At 63.6% G+C, this 15773-nt stretch carries 16 protein-coding genes and 1 tRNA gene; 11 read left to right on the top strand and 6 right to left on the bottom strand.

Annotation, left to right across the window (positions count from 1 at the left end):
• The first annotated feature begins 251 nt into the window (after window positions 1-251).
• The 3 genes from AC1D1N_RS25385 (at window position 252) to AC1D1N_RS25395 (ending at window position 4200) form a co-directional block, all read left to right on the top strand.
• Window positions 252-1655 (top strand): lipopolysaccharide biosynthesis protein, encoded by a 1404-nt coding sequence (locus AC1D1N_RS25385; protein ID WP_352585480.1) that lies wholly within the window; start codon window positions 252-254, stop codon window positions 1653-1655.
• On the top strand, window positions 1655-2935 hold the full coding sequence (locus tag AC1D1N_RS25390; protein WP_477351729.1) for a GNAT family N-acetyltransferase: 1281 nt from the start codon (window positions 1655-1657) through the stop codon (window positions 2933-2935). The genes AC1D1N_RS25385 and AC1D1N_RS25390 overlap by 1 nt, the downstream gene beginning before the upstream one ends.
• Before the next feature lie 107 nt (window positions 2936-3042).
• Window positions 3043-4200: a YncE family protein gene (locus AC1D1N_RS25395; RefSeq protein ID WP_477351731.1), complete on the top strand. Its 1158-nt coding sequence runs from the start codon at window positions 3043-3045 to the stop codon at window positions 4198-4200.
• A 115-nt stretch (window positions 4201-4315) separates the two neighbouring features.
• Here AC1D1N_RS25395 and AC1D1N_RS25400 read toward each other — a convergent pair whose 3' ends face one another.
• Window positions 4316-6148 (bottom strand): adenylate/guanylate cyclase domain-containing protein, encoded by a 1833-nt coding sequence (locus AC1D1N_RS25400; protein WP_477351733.1) that lies wholly within the window; start codon window positions 6146-6148, stop codon window positions 4316-4318.
• Between the two features lie 462 nt (window positions 6149-6610).
• Window positions 6611-6695, bottom strand: a tRNA-Leu gene (locus tag AC1D1N_RS25405).
• Window positions 6696-6968: 273 nt separating this feature from the next.
• On the opposite strand from AC1D1N_RS25405, the gene AC1D1N_RS25410 reads away from it, so the two are divergent.
• Together AC1D1N_RS25410 and AC1D1N_RS25415 are read left to right on the top strand one after the other, a co-directional pair.
• A complete protein-coding gene (locus AC1D1N_RS25410) occupies window positions 6969-7556 on the top strand; it encodes a YqaA family protein (protein ID WP_112562267.1) in 588 nt (195 codons plus the stop codon).
• A 65-nt stretch (window positions 7557-7621) separates the two neighbouring features.
• On the top strand, window positions 7622-8140 hold the full coding sequence (locus AC1D1N_RS25415; RefSeq protein WP_477351735.1) for a disulfide bond formation protein B: 519 nt from the start codon (window positions 7622-7624) through the stop codon (window positions 8138-8140).
• Between the two features lie 152 nt (window positions 8141-8292).
• Here the strand turns inward: AC1D1N_RS25415 and AC1D1N_RS25420 are convergent, their stop codons facing one another.
• A complete protein-coding gene (locus AC1D1N_RS25420; RefSeq protein ID WP_008874122.1) occupies window positions 8293-8850 on the bottom strand; it encodes an HNH endonuclease in 558 nt (185 codons plus the stop codon).
• Window positions 8851-8978: 128 nt separating this feature from the next.
• A complete protein-coding gene (locus AC1D1N_RS25425) occupies window positions 8979-9620 on the bottom strand; it encodes a DNA-3-methyladenine glycosylase family protein (RefSeq protein ID WP_477351737.1) in 642 nt (213 codons plus the stop codon).
• A gap of 75 nt (window positions 9621-9695) precedes the next feature.
• Here AC1D1N_RS25425 and gluQRS point away from each other — a divergent pair, with 75 nt between their 5' ends.
• Window positions 9696-10571 (top strand): tRNA glutamyl-Q(34) synthetase GluQRS, encoded by an 876-nt coding sequence (gene gluQRS, locus AC1D1N_RS25430; RefSeq protein ID WP_477351739.1) that lies wholly within the window; start codon window positions 9696-9698, stop codon window positions 10569-10571.
• Here the strand turns inward: gluQRS and AC1D1N_RS25435 are convergent, their stop codons facing one another.
• Window positions 10572-10859 (bottom strand): hypothetical protein, encoded by a 288-nt coding sequence (locus AC1D1N_RS25435; protein ID WP_112562263.1) that lies wholly within the window; start codon window positions 10857-10859, stop codon window positions 10572-10574.
• A gap of 215 nt (window positions 10860-11074) precedes the next feature.
• On the opposite strand from AC1D1N_RS25435, the gene AC1D1N_RS25440 reads away from it, so the two are divergent.
• A complete protein-coding gene (locus tag AC1D1N_RS25440) occupies window positions 11075-11971 on the top strand; it encodes a DMT family transporter (RefSeq protein ID WP_477351741.1) in 897 nt (298 codons plus the stop codon).
• A 162-nt stretch (window positions 11972-12133) separates the two neighbouring features.
• Here the strand turns inward: AC1D1N_RS25440 and AC1D1N_RS25445 are convergent, their stop codons facing one another.
• A complete protein-coding gene (locus AC1D1N_RS25445) occupies window positions 12134-12982 on the bottom strand; it encodes a YihY/virulence factor BrkB family protein (RefSeq protein WP_477351743.1) in 849 nt (282 codons plus the stop codon).
• 60 nt (window positions 12983-13042) lie between these two features.
• Between AC1D1N_RS25445 and AC1D1N_RS25450 the strand changes: the two genes are divergently transcribed.
• The 4 genes from AC1D1N_RS25450 to AC1D1N_RS25465 are packed head-to-tail and all read left to right on the top strand — an operon-like array spanning window position 13043 to window position 15557.
• On the top strand, window positions 13043-13909 hold the full coding sequence (locus tag AC1D1N_RS25450; RefSeq protein WP_477351917.1) for an SDR family oxidoreductase: 867 nt from the start codon (window positions 13043-13045) through the stop codon (window positions 13907-13909).
• 23 nt (window positions 13910-13932) lie between these two features.
• Window positions 13933-14124 (top strand): twin transmembrane helix small protein, encoded by a 192-nt coding sequence (locus AC1D1N_RS25455; protein WP_112562259.1) that lies wholly within the window; start codon window positions 13933-13935, stop codon window positions 14122-14124.
• Between the two features lie 19 nt (window positions 14125-14143).
• Window positions 14144-14725, top strand: a complete 582-nt coding sequence (locus AC1D1N_RS25460; RefSeq protein ID WP_112562258.1) for a cob(I)yrinic acid a,c-diamide adenosyltransferase — start codon at window positions 14144-14146, stop codon at window positions 14723-14725.
• Between the two features lie 31 nt (window positions 14726-14756).
• Window positions 14757-15557 carry a rhomboid family intramembrane serine protease gene (locus AC1D1N_RS25465; RefSeq protein ID WP_477351746.1) on the top strand — a complete coding sequence of 267 codons (801 nt, stop codon included), beginning with the start codon at window positions 14757-14759 and terminating at the stop codon, window positions 15555-15557.
• Window positions 15558-15773: the final 216 nt, after the last annotated feature.

Genomic DNA, 15773 nt, shown 5'->3' on the forward strand with positions numbered 1-15773 from the left:
GGGTTTCGCGCTTCCGGGAAAGTGCTTGAACACTCGGCATCTCATCTCATTCACGAATCTTTGCCCCTGATCTTTCACCGGTTGAGGCGGGGCACAAATCTCGTAAGCCTGCGCCGCCCCTCATCCGCCTGCCGGCACCTTCTCCCCGTATAGTGACGGGGAGAAGGGAAGCGCACCTGCCCACCCTTTCTTAAGGTGTTTCGGATACACCCGAAGCCTTGAAAAGAGGCGGAAAACGGAGAGACATCGGGGTGCGCTTTTCCGCGGCGACGACGGCAGGGCGGTTCTTGCCGCAGCGCTTGGCGCTGCGCATGGGGCCGTTGCTTGGCCGCATCGATGCGGTGCTGTTCACCGCCGACGAGCGCGGCGAAGCCGGGCGCATGTCGCTCATCGCCTTTGCCATCCGCATCGTCAGCGCCGTCATCGCCTTCATCAGCCAGGTGCTGATGGCGCGCTGGATGGGCTCGTTCGAATACGGCATCTTCGTCCTCGTCTGGGTGACGATGGTGATCGTCGGCAACCTTGCCTGCCTCGGCTTCCACACCTCGGTCATCCGCTTCATCCCCGAATACCGCGAACGCAACATGCTGGCCGAACTACGCGGCATTGTCGTCGCCAGCCGCCTGTTCGTGCTGATTGCCTCAACCGCGATCGCCGGGCTTGGCGCACTGGGCGTCTGGCTGTGCGCGGACTGGATCGAGAGCTACTATGTCATCCCCTTCATCCTCGGCCTGTTCTGCCTGCCGATGATTGCCATGGGCGACCTGCTGCAAGGCCAGTCGCGGGCCAATTCCTGGGCGCTGTTTGCATTGTCGCCGACCTATCTGGTGCGGCCGGTGCTGATCCTGGCGCTGATGGCGCTGATGCTGGCGCTGGGCTATGCGCCCGACGCCAGGACCGCGATCTTCGCCTCGATCGCCGCCACCTACGCCACCACGCTCGCCCAGCTCATCGGCGTTACCTCGCGCATGGGCAAGAATATCCCGGCCGGGCCGATGAAGGTGCATTTTTCCGAGTGGTTCATCGTCTCGCTGCCGATCTTCCTGGTCGAAAGCTTCTTCTTCCTGCTCACCAACGCCGATGTGCTGATGGTTGGCGCCTATCTCCAGCCCAACGACGTCGCCGTCTATTTCGCCACCGTCAAGACGCTGGCGCTGGTGCATTTCGTCTATTTCTCCGTCAAGGCCGGTGTTGCCCAGCGCTATGCGCAGTTCACCCATGGCGAACCGGAAAAGCTCGCCGCCTTTGCCCGCGAGACCGTGTCGTGGACCTTCTGGCCCTCGCTGTTGATGGCGCTGCTGGTGCTGCTGCTCGGCGAGCCCATGCTGGTGCTGTTCGGCCCGGAATTCACCGCCGGCTATCCGCTGCTGTTCCTGCTGGTGTTCGGCGTCGTGGCGCGCGCCGCTGTCGGCCCCTGCGAAAGCCTTTTGACGATGAGCGGCAACCAGAACATCTGCGCCGCCGTCTATGCCATGACGCTGGCCTTCAACATCGGCCTCAACATAGTGCTGATCCCGCTCTTCGGCCTGTGGGGGGCCGCAATCGCCACCAGCCTTGCCATGGTCTTCGAGGCGAGCGCGCTGTCCTTCACCGTCTGGCGCAAGCTTGGTATCGTCATGCTGATCTTCATGCCCGCAGCCAGGGGAGCCGCCTGATGGCCGCCACCCCGTTGATCGAGGAAACCAGTGGCGGTCCGGCCGGCGCCATGGTGTCGGGCCTCGCCGGCCTGGCGCGCGACGCCGACCCGGCCCATCTCGAGATCCTCGCCAACAACCGGCCGCAGCGCAAGCTGGCGATCTATCCGGCCTCGGCCGGCTTCGAGCTGGTCGAGGAACTCGACTATCTGTGCACCCGCACGATCGAGCCCAACGTCTTCTTCAACCCGCGCTTCCTGGCGCCGGCCATGCCCCGGCTGGAGGATCGCGAGGTCAAGCTGGCGGTGATCCGCGACGGCGACGAATACCGCAACCGCCTGCGCCTGCTGGTTCCGTTCTCGGTCGAACGGCCGGCCGTGCCGCTCGGCGTTCCGGTGATGCGCACCTGGTCGAGCCCGTTCGGCCCGATCGGCACACCGCTGGTCGACCACGACGACCCCATCGGCGTCGTCGAGGATTTTTTCGCCATGCTGTCGAGGCCGCACCTGAAGCTGCCGAAGGTCTTCGTGCTGCCCGACATGCGGCTCGACGGCCCGTTGGCCAGCGTGCTTGCCACCGTTGCCGAGACGCGCAGCCTGACAATGGTTACCACCGGCAAGGCGGACCGGCCGGTGCTCGAAAGTACGCTCGACGGCGAGGCCTATCTGAAGGCATCGCTGCGTTCGCATCATTACCGCGAATTCCGCCGCCTGAAGCGGCGCCTGGGCGATCTCGGCAAACTGGAACACACCGTGGCGCGCGGTCCCGACGAGATCCGCCACGCCATCGAAAGTTTCCTGACGCTGGAAGCGGCCGGCTGGAAGGGTCGCGAGCGCACCGCCATGGCCATCGACCGCTACCGCGCCGCCTTCGCCCGCGAAGCCGTGCACCGGCTGGCCGAGCACGATATGTGCCGCATCCATTCGCTGACGCTGGACGGCCGCACCATCGCCTGCCTGGTCGTCTTCGTCGAGGCCGGCGTCGCCTACACCTGGAAGACCGCCTATGACGAGACGCTAGCGACCTATTCGCCGGGCACGCTGTTGATGATCGAGGTGACCAAGCAGCATCTCGACGACCCCAACGTCATGATGACCGATTCCTGCGCCGTGCCCGACCATCCGGTGATGAGCCGGCTGTGGAGCGAGCGCAAGCCGATGGGCTCGCTGGTGATCGGGATGACGCCGGACGCCGACCGCCTCGCCCGCCAGGCCGCCTCGCAGCTGCACCTCTACCGCGAGACCCGCAACATGGCCCGCCTGCTGCGCAACCGCGTGAGGAGTTTGCTGGGGCGGCGCTGAGCCGTGTGCCCTGCGGGAGCCTTGAGAAAAGCCACTGGATCAACGACAAAACCCAAGCTATGGGTCGCGGCGGCAATTTCGGCCGGCCTTCACGACAAGCCATCCTGATGATCAGAACCTTTTTGCGTCACGCCAGTACCCGTGCGGCCTTCCTGCTGCTTGCATTGCTGCCCGTTCGCGCCTGGGCCGATAGCTGTCCTGAGGATTGCAGCGAGCCTGCGCCGCCCGTCAACATCTACAGCCACACCGGCGCCGGCCATCTCAGCCCAGCCACGCTGGGTGCACTGCCGCGCGTCTATGTGCCGAACCGCTCTTCCAACAGCGTCACGGTGATCGACACCATGACCCTCAAGGAAGTCGACAGCTTCTCTGTCGGCAGCAAACCGCAGCACGTCGTGCCCTCTTGGGACCTGAAGACGCTCTGGGTCGCCAACAATGGCACCGGCAAGAATGGCAGCCTGACGCCGATCGACCCGATGACCGGCAAGCCCGGCCCGCAGATCGCGGTGGACGATCCCTACAATTTGTATTTCATGCCGGACGGCAGCTCGGCCATCGTCGTCGACGAAGCCCTGGAGCAGCTCGATTTCCGCGACCCTCAAACCATGGCGCTGAAGTCGAGCCTGCCTACACCCAACTGCGCCGGCATCAACCACGCCGATTACTCGGTCGACGGCGCCTACGCGATCTTCACCTGCGAATACGGCAATGGCGGGCTGACCAAGATCGACCTGAAGAACCAGAAGGTGCTTGGCCATCTCGACTTCTCGAAAATGGGCATGCCTCAGGACATCCGCCTCTCGCCCGACGGCAAGGTCTTCTATGTCGCCGACATGATGAATGACGGCGTGTTCCTGGTCGATGGCGACAGTTTCAAGGAGATCGGCTTCATCCCGACCGGCATCGGCGCCCATGGCTTTGTCGTCAGCCGCGACGGCAAGCGGCTCTATGTGTCGAATCGCGGCTCGCACAAAATGGAGCAGGGCAAGGCAAAGGGACCGGGCAGCGTGACCGTGATCGACTTCGCCACCCGCGTGGTTGTCGCGCAATGGCCGATCCCCGGCGGCGGCAGCCCCGACATGGGCAATGTCAGCGCCGACGGCAGACAGCTATGGCTCTCCGGCCGCTTCGACGGCGCCGCCTACATGATCGACACGACATCAGGCGCCGTCACCAAATTCCGCGTCGGCGCCGAGCCGCACGGCCTGACGGTCTGGCCGCAGCCAGGACGGTACTCGCAGGGCCATACGGGAAATATGCGTTAGGTGCGTCTACGGGAAAAATAGTGCTCTTAGCCGGACCAGAAACACATGAAATCGAGCACCTACAAAAAGTGGAACAAGTGACGGGCAGGAGGGGGCATCGTTGCAACCGCGACGATCACTCCGGCACCCCGGAGATGCCCAGCGCCTCGACGTAACGCTCGGCGAACACCTTGTCCCGCCACGGGTTGATCTGCCTCTGCAGGGCGAGCGTGTAGGTCGGGAACGCCTCCATCAGACGCCGCGCCGCCGCCTGCGCCTCGTCCGGCCGGTTGAGTTTGACCAGCGCCATGATCACCACCCGGTGCGAGGTGCCGTAGTTCGGCATCTCCTGCAGCGCGCGTGCTCCCCATGCCAGCGCTTCCTCATAGCGCTCGAGCATCAGGTAGCTCATCCCGATGCCGGAGAGCGCGATGCCCTTCTCCGGGTCGACCGGGCTCAGCCGCATTGCCCTGTGAAAGTGCTCGATCGCGACGAGCGGGCAGCTGGAATGTGCGTTCACCCAGCCGCTGCTCGTATGGCCCTGCGCCGAATTGGGGTTGAGCAGCAAGGATCGTTCTATCGTGCCCAACGCCATCTCGTAGTCCTTCGCGCTGTAGGCGAGCACCTGCGCGGCGAAGCGTAGGCTCGTGGGGTCGTCGCGCGCTTCGGCCAGTACCTCGCGCGCCATGCGCACGGCGACCCGGCCATCGTCGGGCTCATGCCAGCACTGGCTCACGGATACGCTGCGAATATAGGCGCCGAGCCCCTTTGCCAGGTTGAAGCCAGGGTCGATGCTGAGCGCCTCGTTGGTGAGCCGGCGCACGTCGGCAAAGCCTTCGCGCGTCATGCTGTAGAAGCGCGGCAGCGCGCGAAGATAGAGGTCGTAGGCGCTCATGTAGTCGGTCGGCTTCATGCGCGCCTGCTTGATCTGCTCCAGCCGGATGCTCGGCTCGACAGCGCCGACGACGCTCTCGGTCACCTTGTCCTGCAGGTCGAAGATGTCGCTCACGTCGCCCTCGAAGCGGTCGGCCCAGACATGGTGTCCGCTGATCGCATCCACCAGCTGCCCACTGATGCGCACCCGCGATCCTGCTCTGCGGATGCTGCCTTCGAGCACGTAGCGGACGCCCAGCTCGCGCCCAACCTGGCGCAGGTCCACTGCCCGGCCCTTGTAGGTGAAGGACGAGTTGCGGGCGATCACGAAGAAGGAGTTCACCCGGCTCAATCCCGTGATGATGTCCTCTACCAGCCCATCGGCAAAGTATTCCTGGTCGGGGTCTCCGCTCATGTTGGTGAAAGGCAGGACCGCGATCGAGGGTTTCTCGGGCAGGGGAGGCGGCACAGCCACCGAGGCGCTGGCGTCGGTCTCGACGCGATAGGCGCGCACAGGCCGCTCGATGTTTTTGAGGCGCAGTTCGCCGAGCGGTGTGAAGCCAAAGTCGAGCTTGCCCTGAAGGTGGTCGTAGGCCGTGCCTGAGACGATCACGGTGCCGGGATCGGCGATGCTTTCGAGTCGGGCGGCGATGTTGACCCCGTCGCCGTAAAGGTCGCCGTCCTCCTCGCAGACCACGTCGCCGAGATTGACGCCGATGCGGAAGCGAATCCGCTCTTCCTCGGGCGTCTCCGCCTCATGTTCTGCCAGAGCCTGCTGGATCGCCATCGCCGAGGTCACCGCGTTAACGACGCTCGCGAACTCGCACAGCATGCCATCGCCGGTGAGCTTGACGATCCGACCATGGTGCCCGGAGACCAGCGGTTCGAGGAGGTCCTTGCGGTAGATTTTCAATCGCTCGAGCGTGCCGCGCTCGTCGCGCTCTGTCAGGCGCGAATAGCCGACCACGTCGCAAGCCATGATCGCTGCGAGGTGGCGCTGCGTGGTCATCGCGCCGCTCGGCAAAGCGCCTGCACCCGGGCCGCCCCGCGTCCATGTCCGGCCAACTTCCAGACGCCTCACCTGCATCGTATCCATCTCTCCCAGTCTCCGCCGGTCGCCGATACAGAACGGAAAACGCAGCTTGACGTTGCCTTCACGAGATTTCGCTATGCGCTTGCCAGGCGTGGAGCGTTCCAGTCGAGGCGCTAACAGCCAACCGACGACACGCTCACGCAGTCTCTGGGGACGCAGATACGCCACTCCCAGAAGGCTGGAGATATCTCCTGTTTTTGTAACCGGCTGACGTCACCGTGGCGGCGCTTTTGTATCGGACATCACCCCAGACGCTTGAGCTTGGAGGGTGGTGAGGTCGGCTAGTTGGCTAAGCCGAACTGGTAAATCGGATGACTGATGCCTTCGCCTTGTCGGCCAAGGCACAGGCTGGGCGCGACCCCTCATAGAGGGTGCCAACGAGGCATTCCAAGGTGGATTTTGGGTGGATCAAAATCCACCGTGTTCCTTTAGCCTACTGGAAATAAAGCATTTCCAGGAGATATTTGGTGCCCCTAGCCGGAATCGAACCAGCACTCCTTGCGGAACTCGATTTTGAGTCGAGCGCGTCTACCAATTCCGCCATAGGGGCTCAGGCCTGAGGGCCTGGATGGGCGCGGACTATACGGTTGGAGGCCTGTTCGTCAACTGGCCAAATGCGCCGCCCTGCCCTGCTTGCGGCAAAAGCCCGCCTTTCGGTTTCGTGTAGCTCCTGCCATTGTGCGGCGCAGAAAATCTTTCTAGACAGGCCGCGAGTGAAAGCGCGCCCGGCCTGAGAGATCGACGTGGCGCGCTTCGATCATGTTTGTGCATGCCGTTGTCCCGAGCCGCTGCGCAGTTTGGGCGACCTGCATCAGGAGAGCCGATGCTTCGCGGACTTTACGACTGGACCTTGTCGCTGGCGGCACGCAAATCCGCTGAATGGTGGCTGGCCTTCATCGCCTTCGTCGAAAGCTCGGTGTTCCTGGTGCCGGCCGACGTGCTTTATCTGCCGATGGCGCTGTCCCGACCCGACCGCGCCTATCGCTACGCGCTGATCGCCACCGTTGCCTCGGTTCTGGGCGGCATCGCCGGCTGGTTCATCGGCCACTATGCCTATGACGCGGTGGCAAGGCCGATCCTCGAATTCTACGGCAAATATGATGAGTTCGAGCATCTGCGCACCTCGTCGGGCGTCGGCTTCATCATCCTGATGCTGATCACTTCGGGCGCCGCGCATCTGCCGCCGATCAAGGTCGTGACCATCCTGTCGGGCGTCATCGGCGTCAATCTGCTGCTGTTCATCGTGCTCGCGATCGTCACCCGCGGCGCCCGCTTCCTGCTCCTGGCCTGGCTGTTGCGCCGCTATGGCGAGCCGATCCGCGAGTTCATTGAAAAGCGTCTCGGGCTGATCGCCGGCGCGGCGGCCGCTGCCCTGATTTCGCTCTATATCGTGGTCAAATACGCCTTCTGACCGCCCAAGGCGGGCGGTGGTTCAGAACTATGCCGGCGGACGGCGAATTCAACGGACGAAGACCCATGACAGCGACCATGAATGCCGATACCGGACGCCAGCGGACGCGCACGGCTTTGTTTCTCGCCATCGCCATGGCCGCCACGGTCGGCTCCGCGCTCGCCTTCCAGCACATAGGCGGCTACATCCCCTGCCATCTCTGCCTGGAGCAGCGCACACCCTATTATATCGGCGCGCCGCTGATGCTGCTGGCGGTGATTTCCTCGATGCTCAGCGCGCCCGCCTGGCTGACGCGCGGCCTGCTCGCCATCGGCGGCCTGCTGATGCTCTACGGCCTCTATCTCGGCGTCTATCACTCGGGCGTCGAATGGGCCTGGTGGCAGGGTCCGGCCGATTGCGCGGCCGGCGCCGGCCCGGTCGACACCGGCGGCAAGGGCGTGCTCGACGCGCTCGACAAATTCGTGCCGCCGTCCTGCGACAAGGCGGCACTCCGCATCCTCGGCCTGTCGCTGGCCGGCTGGAACGCCATCGCCAGCTTCATCCTCGCCGCCGTCGCCTTCCGCGGCGCGCTGGCCCGCGATTAATTCAGCGCGACGCAGAGTTCGTCCAGAAATTCGGCAGGCTGAGTCGAATGGCGCGGCTTTCGAGAACCGGAGCGGAGCGTACTTAAGTACGTGAGCACCGGAAGCGCAGAAAGCTGCGTCAGGCGGCCAGCATGGCGGATTTGTGCCGAACTCTATGGTTCGAGTTCGACATCCCAGTAGAGATAATCCATCCAGCTTTCGTGCAGATGGTTGGGCGGGAACAGCCGGCCATTGTTGTGCAAATCGTGCACGGTCGGCTGGTAGGGCTTTTGCAGCGGCCACATCTTGGCGTGCGCCGGCATCATGCCGCCCTTCCTCAGATTGCAAGGCGAACAGGCGGCCACGACATTCTCCCATGTCGTTGCCCCGCCGCGATGGCGCGGGATGACGTGGTCGAAGGTCAGATCCTCGGGCGTACCGCAATACTGGCACTGGAAGCGGTCGCGCAGGAAGACGTTGAAGCGGGTGAAAGCCGGGTGCCGGGACGGCTTCACATAGGCCTTCAGGCTGACGACGCTGGGCAGCTTCATCGAGAAGGTCGGCGAAGACACCGCATGCTCGTATTCGGCGACGATGTTGACCCGGTCGAGGAACACCGCCTTGATGGCGTCCTGCCAGGACCAGAGCGACAAGGGGTAATAGCTGAGCGGACGGTAATCCGCATTCAGCACCAGCGCGGGAAGCCCATCCGGAGATACGGCAACCGTCACCTTGTTGACCTCCTCGTTCTAGACCCGATCGGCGCGGATACTGTAAGCCCGACATGACAGGGATGTGAAGCGGATTGTCGCTCGCCAAAAGCGGCAAAAATGCAGGATTTTCATGCTTTTTTGCGGTTTCAGGCCGGCGGCGCGGCGTCCCTGCCCCTGGTTTCACGATAATAGGACCAGAAAAGCCGCGATGCGACACCTCGCCACGGGCTCCATGATTCGGCCAGCGCGATGAGTGTTTTCTCCGGCGGACGTGGCTCGATGCCCAGCGCATGGCCGACCGCGCTCTGCAGCGCGACGTCGCGCGCGGGGAAAATATCGGGGTGGCCGGCGGCGAACAGAAGATAGACTTCCGCCGTCCACGGGCCGATGCCCGGCACCGCTGTCATCGCCGCGATCGCCTCCTCGGCATCGAGCGAACAGAGGTGGTGCAGGTCGAGCCCGTCGACCACGGCCTGGGCAACCGCGATCAGACCGCGCTGCTTCGGCCGCGATAGCCCGGCCTCGCGAAACATGTCCTCGCCGGAAGCGAGGATCGCCTGCGGCGTCAGCGGATCGACCAGTTTCACCAGCCGGCCGAAAATGGCATCGGCGCTCGCGCGGGAGACCTGCTGCGAGACGATGATCGAGGCGAGGCTACGAAACCCCGGCTCCGACAGCCGCAACGGCACCTCGCCGGCCATGCCTCGCACCTTTTCCAGCCGCGGATCGATAGTGCAAAGCGCATCCAGCCCCCGCGCTATGTCGTCCAGTGTCGCGATGCGTTGCATGGTATCCTTGTCGGCCGATGAGCAGCAAAGTAGCAATTGGCAAAACCCCTGCACAACCGACAAGCCGCCTTAGATATGACGCTCCTGACATTTCGCTTCGCGCCGAGCCCGAATGGCGAACTGCATCTCGGCCATGCCTATTCGGCGCTGCTCAACCAGCAACTGGCGCGCGCTGCCGGCGGCCGCCTGCTGCTGCGCATCGAGGACATCGACACGACGCGCTGCAGGCCGGAATTCGAGGCCGGCATTTTTCGCGACCTCGCATGGCTAGGTCTCGAATGGCAACGACCGGTGCGCCGCCAGGCCGAGCATTTTGCCGACTATCAGGCCGTGCTCGACCGGTTGATCCGCGAAGAGCTCGTCTATCCCGCCTTCATGAGCCGTGGCGAGATCAGGGCTTTTATCGCCGGCAGCGAAAAGCGCGGCCGCGACTGGCCGCGCGACCCCGACGGCGTGCCGCTCTATCCCCCCGCCGACAAGGCGCTGCCGATCAGCGAACGCAACCGCCGGATCGCCGACAATGCGCCCTTCGCCTGGCGCCTCGACGTCGAAGCGGCACGGGCACGTCTCGGCACGGATTTGTCCTGGCGCGAATTCACCGACGAGACGCTGTCGGCGACGCAGCGTGTCGAGGCCCGGCCGCAGGATTGGGGCGACGTCATCCTGGCGCGCCGCGACATCCCGACCAGCTATCACCTGGCCGTCGTCGTCGACGACGCGCTGCAAGGCGTCAGCCATGTCGTGCGCGGCCGCGACCTCTATTCCGCGACCGGCATCCAGCGCCTGCTGCAGGAACTGCTCGGCCTCGGCCAGCCGGACTATTTCCACCATCGTCTCGTGCTTGGACCGGATGGGCGCAAATTGTCGAAGAGTCTTGGCGATACCGGCCTTGCCGCACTCAGGCAGGCAGGCGCTTCACCGGACGATGTCCGGCGGCTGGTCGGACTCTAGCTAAAGGCGGGCCAGCCCCGCCTTGAGCAGCGCCAACGCGGCGATAAACGCGAAGGCGCCGCCCAGTCCCCAGGCAACCGCGAGCTTCAGATCTCTAAGGACGATGCCGTGCTCATTCGCGACCATGATCGCAACGAAAAAGCCAAGCGTGAACAGCAGCGTGTTGCCGGTCGACCCAAAACCATCCTCCTGCATGATGGCGTCGAGCGCCGAGCCGAAGAAGAAGCCGAACACGGCCACGCTGGCAACCGTCATCAGCAGCCAGCTTGTGTCGAGATGCAACAGCATGCGCGCTCCTTTTTGGCCGAAACGCCTCGTCGCCGGATCGATCGTCGGAAGTCGATTGCCCTGACGCCGCCCTTTGAATTCGGCCGCCCCTACATCAGAATAAGCTTATGTATCAATTGTTTCGCTTTGCTTGCCGGATTGAACCGCATTAGAGCAATTGCGGTATCTGTCTCTTCACCCAATCGGCCTCCACCGGAAACGGCTTCCCCCAAAAAATGCACAGTCTCAAGCGGTTCATCCCCGCCTCCTTCGTCGTCCTGTGGGCGACCGGCTTCATCGGTGCGCGTTATGTCATGCCATGGGCGGAACCCTTCACCTTCCTGGCGGCCCGCTTTGTCATTGCCGCCTTGCTGCTCGCCGGCCTGATGCTCGTGCTTGGCTCGAAGCGCGCCACAAGGGCCGAAGCGCTTCACGCCACCGTCGCCGGCATCCTCATGCATGGCGTCTATCTCGGCGCGGTGTTCTGGGCGATCCACCGAGGCATGCCGGCCGGGCTTTCGGCGCTGATCGTCGGCCTGCAGCCGCTGATCACGGCGGTGCTTGCCGGCAAGTTCCTCGGCGAGGCCATCCTGCCGCGCCACTGGGCCGGCCTCGCGGTTGGCCTTATAGGTGTCGTCATCGTGCTGTGGCCGAAGCTCGGCGCGCTCGGCGGCGGCGTCACGCCGGAAACGCTGGTCGCTTCGCTCGTCTCGGTGCTGGGCATGAGCGCCGGCACCATCTGGCAGAAGCGCTATGCGTCGGGCGGCGACCTGGTGGCGGCGACGATGTGGCAATATATCGGCGGCGGCGCGCTGATGATCCTGGCTTCACTGGCCTTCGAGACCCACACGGTCGTCATCAATGGCGAGCTGATCTTTGCCATGGCCTGGCTGGTGCTGGTGCTGTCGATCGGCGCCATCTTCCTGTTGATGGTGATGATCCGCGACGGCGAGATGTCCAAGGTCGCGTCGCTGTTCTACCTGGTTCCGGCCGTCACGGCTGTCATCGCCTGGGCGCTGTTCGGCGAACAGCTCAGCCTCGTGCAGATTGTCGGCATGGCGATCGCGACATTGGGCGTTGGGCTCGCCACGGCTCGGCCGGCCAACGGAAAAACCGGGGAATTGAGGAACTGAAGAATTGGAGAATTGGAGAATTGGAGAATTGGAGAATTGGAGAATTGGAGAATTGGAGAATTGGAGAATTGGAGAAAAAAGCACACGGCGCCAGATATGGCCCCTTTTTTCCTCAATTCCTCAATTCCTCACTTCCTCAATTCGTCAATTCGTCAATTCCTCTCATCCGACCCGCGCCCTCGCTTCAAGATAGCGGCTGATCGCGGCGTTGAGTTCGCCGCCGAGGATGAAGATCGCCGATAACATGTACAGGAAAACCACCGCGATCATGATCGAGGCGAGCCCGGCATAGGTCGTGACATAGGACGAGAAGTGATCGAGATAAGTGGCAAAGACGGTTGAGCCGACAAGCCATGCGGCAAGCGTGAACAGGATGCCCGGTACGATCGAGACGAGGCGGCGCTTGCCCGCTGGCAGCCAGAAATGCACGGCAAACAGCCCGCCGACAATGACGGTCGAGGCGATGATGAAACGCCACAGCGTGATCGTGCCCATATAGGGCTTGATACCTTCGATATGGGCTTCGGCGAGCCGCGCGAGCAGCGGCGCGAACACCAGAAGTACGCTGATGGCCAGGAACCCGGCCGTCGCGATCAGCACGAAGACGATGCTCTGCACCCGGCGGTAGATGATGCCGCGCGTCTCGGCGACGCGGTAGGCGCGGTTGAGCGACGTGCGCAGCGCCTCGATGCCGTTGGAGGCGAAATAGGCGGCAAGGAGCACGCCATAGGTCAAAAGATCGGTGCGCCGCACGGTCAGCACGTTGAGCACCTCGCGCGCGATCGGCTTGGCAATCTGCTCGGGCCAGGTATCGAAGACCAGATGCACGGCGGTATCGGCGAACGCCTGCGCGCCCAGGAAACTCGCCAGCGTGGTGGCAAAGATCAGGAACGGAAACAGCGCCATCAGCGAAGTGATCGCCAGATGGCTGGCCATCGCCCAGCCGTCGTCGGTGTTGAAATGGCCAAGCGCGTCATAGAGCACGCGGCGCAGCACGACGATATTCCGCATCAAGAGCCGCGTTCCCTTCGATTGTCTCGACGCCGCGAATATGGGAAGGGATTGTGGCAAATGGCAACCCTTGCTCAAACCACGCGCCCACCGGCGAAAGAATTGCGCACCATCATTGTCACCGGTGCCTCTTCCGGAATTGGCGCCTATTGCGCCCAGGCGCTGAAGGCGGATGGCTGGCGGGTGTTCGCGACGGCGCGGAAGCCTGAAGACATCGCCGCGCTCGAGGCCGACAGCATCGAGGCCTTTTACCTCGACTACCGCGAGCCGGAGTCGATCGCCGCCCTTGTGGCATCGGTGCTGGAACGAACAGGCGGACGCCTCGACGCCCTATTCAATAACGGCGCCCATGCACAGCCGGGCGCCGTCGAAGACCTGCCGGTTGCGGCATTGCGCGAGCAGTTCGAGGCCAATTTCTTTGGCTGGCACGACCTGACCCAACGCCTCGTGCCGGTGATGCGCCGCCAGGGCCATGGCCGTCTCGTCCACTGCTCCTCCATCCTTGGGCTGGCGCCGGTGCGTTTTCGCGGCGCCTATTCAGCCTCCAAGCACGCGCTGGAGGGTCTCATGCTGTGCATGCGGCAGGAGATGCGAGGCAGCGGCGTCCACGTTTCGCTGATCGAGCCGGGGCCGGTGACGTCGAAGATCGCCAGCAACGGCCTGTTCTGGTTTCTGAAAAACATCGACCACGAGAATTCCGTCCACCACGTCGCCTATGCCGCACAACTGGCGCGGCTCACGGCCGGCGGCAGCTCATCGCGGCTGAAACCGGGGCCCGAGGTGGTCTACACGGCCTTGCGCCATGCACTTCTGTCGCGGCGCCCACGCCCACACTATGTGGTAACAGTGCCGGCCAGAATCGGCGTCATGCTCAAGCGCATCCTGCCGGCATCGATGCTCTACCGGGTGCTTGCCAGGCGCGCCTGAGCGAAACGAACTGGAGCCGCTAGATGGTCACCGTCTTCAAAATCCTCGCCGTTGTGGCCATGGCCGCGGTCTTGATCGTGCTGGTCCGCGGCCTCATCAACATGATGCGCGGCGGCGACGGCGTCACCTCCAACAAGCTGATGCAGGCCCGTGTGCTATTGCAGGCCGTGGCCTTGGCGCTGATCCTGCTGGTGGTGTATTTCACCCGCAAGTGAACGCCGTTCGGGAGGCGACGTGGTCAAGCTCAACAAGATCTACACCCGCACCGGCGACGACGGCACCACAGGCCTCGGCACCGGTGAACGCAGGCTGAAATCCGACCTGCGCGTCGATGCCTATGGGACCGTCGATGAAGCCAATGCCTGCATCGGCATCGCTCGCCTGCACACCGCAGCTGGCCATCCCGCGATCGACGCGATGCTGTCCCGCATCCAGAACGACCTGTTCGATCTCGGCGCCGATCTCGCCGTGCCTGACGACGGCAAGCCGCTGGACTACGAGCCGCTACGCATCATCGCCTCGCAGACCGACCGCGTCGAAAAAGACATCGACCTCCTCAACAAGGAGCTTAAACCGCTGAAATCCTTCGTGCTCAACGGCGGCACGCCGGCGGCCGCGGCCCTGCATCTTGCCCGAACCGTGGCGCGGCGGGCAGAGCGCATCATGGTGGCGCTGGCGCAGGACCCGGCCGAGCACGTCAACCGCGAGGGGCTGAAATACATCAACCGCGTCTCCGACTTTCTGTTCGTGGCCGCCCGTGCGGTCAATGACAACGGAAATGCCGACGTGTTATGGGTGCCCGGCAAGAACCGCTGAGTTTTCTCGAAGGCGGGAGAGGGCCTGGGGCATGTTTATCCCGCTTTACGACACCAACAGGTTGCGCCACATAAGGCTGCAATATGTGACGATCGGCCTGATCGCGGCCAACGCGCTGGTCTTTCTCGTCACCACGATCGGCGGCGAAAATTTCAACAACGCGGCCGTGCTCGGCCTCGGCTTCATTCCTTCGGTTGTCCACAATACGGCAGAGCTCTCACCTGAATTCATCGTCATTCCGGAGAGCCTGAGCTACATCACCTATGCCTTCCTGCATGCCGATATCTTCCATCTCGGCGGCAACATGCTGTTCCTGTGGGTGTTCGGCGACAATGTCGAGGACGCGCTCGGCCACATCCGCTACCTCATCTTCTACCTGCTGTGCGCCATCGCCGGAGCCGCTTTCCAGGGACTCGTCGCCTGGGATTCGCAAGTGCCGCTGATCGGCGCCTCCGGCGCCATCGCAGGGGTCGTCGCCGCCTACCTGGTTCTCTATCCCCGCGTGAAGGTTTGGGTGCTGGTCTTCGCCCGCATTCCGCTGCGTATCCCGGCCTTCATTCCGCTGATCCTGTGGATCGGCTTCCAGGTGGTGATGTTTGCCGCCGGCGGCGAAAACCAGATATCCTGGGCCTGCCATATTGGCGGCATCATTGCCGGCGGCGTGCTGGTGCTCATCATGCGCAGCCGTGGCGTGCCGCTGCTCGCCGGTGACGACGGCGAACCCGAACCCGCCGATCAGCCGTCCGTCTCCACCGGGCCGGCACCAGCCGATCCCGCGCCCACGCAACCGGCGACGCGCTGGGGCCGCGGCAGCGCTCCCAGCTCGGACTGAACCGATTTGAGTGGTTTGGCCGCTGCCTTGGCATATTGACGTGTTGCGTTGCCACAACTACGGAGGACGCCACCGTTAGGCGGCAGAAGACAAGAATTCCGTCCGGCCAGAATTCCGTAATGCCGGAATTCAGTCAGGAATGTCGGCTTTCGACAACTCTGCAGTGGCGCACGCTGCTATAGCGCGCCCGAATATCTCAGGAGAGGTGACAGGCAA

This window comes from Mesorhizobium sp. P2_B5 (assembly GCF_056404775.1).

Bases quoted from the DNA above. Each gene is read 5' to 3' on its own strand.
- AC1D1N_RS25390 (WP_477351729.1), top strand. From the start codon at position 1,655: ATGGCCGCCACCCCGTTGATCGAGGAAACCAGTGGCGGTCCGGCCGGC.
- AC1D1N_RS25395 (WP_477351731.1), top strand. From the start codon at position 3,043: ATGATCAGAACCTTTTTGCGTCACGCCAGTACCCGTGCGGCCTTCCTG.
- AC1D1N_RS25400 (WP_477351733.1), bottom strand. From the start codon at position 6,148: ATGGATACGATGCAGGTGAGGCGTCTGGAAGTTGGCCGGACATGGACG.
- AC1D1N_RS25410 (WP_112562267.1), top strand. From the start codon at position 6,969: ATGCTTCGCGGACTTTACGACTGGACCTTGTCGCTGGCGGCACGCAAA.
- AC1D1N_RS25415 (WP_477351735.1), top strand. From the start codon at position 7,622: ATGACAGCGACCATGAATGCCGATACCGGACGCCAGCGGACGCGCACG.
- AC1D1N_RS25425 (WP_477351737.1), bottom strand. From the start codon at position 9,620: ATGCAACGCATCGCGACACTGGACGACATAGCGCGGGGGCTGGATGCG.
- gluQRS (WP_477351739.1), top strand. From the start codon at position 9,696: ATGACGCTCCTGACATTTCGCTTCGCGCCGAGCCCGAATGGCGAACTG.
- AC1D1N_RS25435 (WP_112562263.1), bottom strand. From the start codon at position 10,859: ATGCTGTTGCATCTCGACACAAGCTGGCTGCTGATGACGGTTGCCAGC.
- AC1D1N_RS25440 (WP_477351741.1), top strand. From the start codon at position 11,075: ATGCACAGTCTCAAGCGGTTCATCCCCGCCTCCTTCGTCGTCCTGTGG.
- AC1D1N_RS25445 (WP_477351743.1), bottom strand. From the start codon at position 12,982: ATGCGGAATATCGTCGTGCTGCGCCGCGTGCTCTATGACGCGCTTGGC.
- AC1D1N_RS25450 (WP_477351917.1), top strand. From the start codon at position 13,043: ATGGCAACCCTTGCTCAAACCACGCGCCCACCGGCGAAAGAATTGCGC.
- AC1D1N_RS25455 (WP_112562259.1), top strand. From the start codon at position 13,933: ATGGTCACCGTCTTCAAAATCCTCGCCGTTGTGGCCATGGCCGCGGTC.
- AC1D1N_RS25465 (WP_477351746.1), top strand. From the start codon at position 14,757: ATGTTTATCCCGCTTTACGACACCAACAGGTTGCGCCACATAAGGCTG.